1 pseudogene is annotated in these 1,316 nt (G+C 59.9%); it reads left to right on the top strand.

The window, feature by feature from the left end:
• Positions 1-1,316 (top strand): annotated as a pseudogene (locus tag AD666_RS15170) (calcium-binding protein); the annotation flags it as partial.

Below are 1,316 nucleotides of genomic sequence, written 5' to 3'. Positions count from 1 at the left end.
CGGTGTGCATACCGGGATCGCGGCAGGTGATACCTACACCGACATCGAGGCGATCAGGGGGTCGAACTTCAACGACACGTTCGTTGGCGATGGTGGCGGTATTGATTTCGACGGCGGTGCCGGTGTCGATACGGTCGACTACTCGGGTTCGACAGCCGGGGTAAACATCAATATCCGTACCGGGACGGGAACTGCAGGAACGGGTGGAGAGGCCGAAGGCAGCACGTTGGCGAATATCGAAACCGTCATAGGCTCTGCCTTCAACGACGTGCTTTCCGCAGGTCCATACACCACAGCCGCAGCGTTACGGTTGGAAGGGGGGGCTGGTGATGACATCTACACCATCGGCATGGGATACACCCCCACCATCATCGAACAGGCCGGTGGCGGTAACGATGAAGTCCGCGTGTCGGTGATCAATGCCAGCGGCACCATCCTGGCAGCCAACGTCGAGCGCCTGACCTACGTCGGTACTGGCACCTTCATCGGTTACGGCAACGACAGCGACAACGTCATTACCGGCGGTTCGGGTAACGACACCCTATACGGTGGCGCGGGAGCGGATCAGTTCATCGGCGGTGCCGGCTATGACATAGCGGGTTATACCGACAGCAAGGAAGCGGTGACCATCAACCTCAAGACCGGCGTGCATACCGGGATCGCGGCAGGTGATACCTACACCGATATCGAAGCGGTCAGAGGCTCGAACTTCAACGACACGTTCATTGGCGATGGCAGCGGTATCGATTTCGACGGCGGTGCCGGGGTCGATACGGTCGACTACTCGGGTTCGACAGCCGGGGTAAACATCAATATCCGTACCGGGACGGGAACTGCAGGAACGGGCGGAGAGGCCGAAGGCAGCACGTTGGCGAATATCGAAACCGTCATAGGCTCGGCCTTCAACGACGTGCTCTCCGCAGGTCCATACACCACAGCCGCAGCGTTACGGTTGGAAGGGGGGGCTGGTGATGACATCTACACCATCGGCATGGGATACACCCCCACCATCATCGAACAGGCCGGTGGCGGTAACGATGAAGTCCGCGTGTCGGTGATCAATGCCAGCGGCACCATCCTGGCAGCCAACGTCGAGCGCCTGACCTACGTCGGCACTGGCGCCTTCATCGGTTACGGCAACGACAGCGACAACGTCATTACCGGCGGTTCGGGTAACGACACCCTATACGGTGGCGCGGGAGCGGATCAGTTCATCGGCGGTGCCGGCTATGACATAGCGGGTTATACCGACAGCAAGGAAGCTGTGACCATCAACCTCAAGACCGGTGTGCATACCGGGATCGCGGCAGGTGATA

The sequence above is a fragment of the Pseudomonas sp. Pf153 genome, assembly GCF_001269775.1.
In the GTDB taxonomy this organism is placed as follows: Bacteria; Pseudomonadota; Gammaproteobacteria; order Pseudomonadales; family Pseudomonadaceae; genus Aquipseudomonas; species Aquipseudomonas uvaldensis.
The sequence above is the reverse complement of the archived record's forward strand: the minus strand, read 5'-3'. Positions and strand labels throughout refer to the sequence as shown.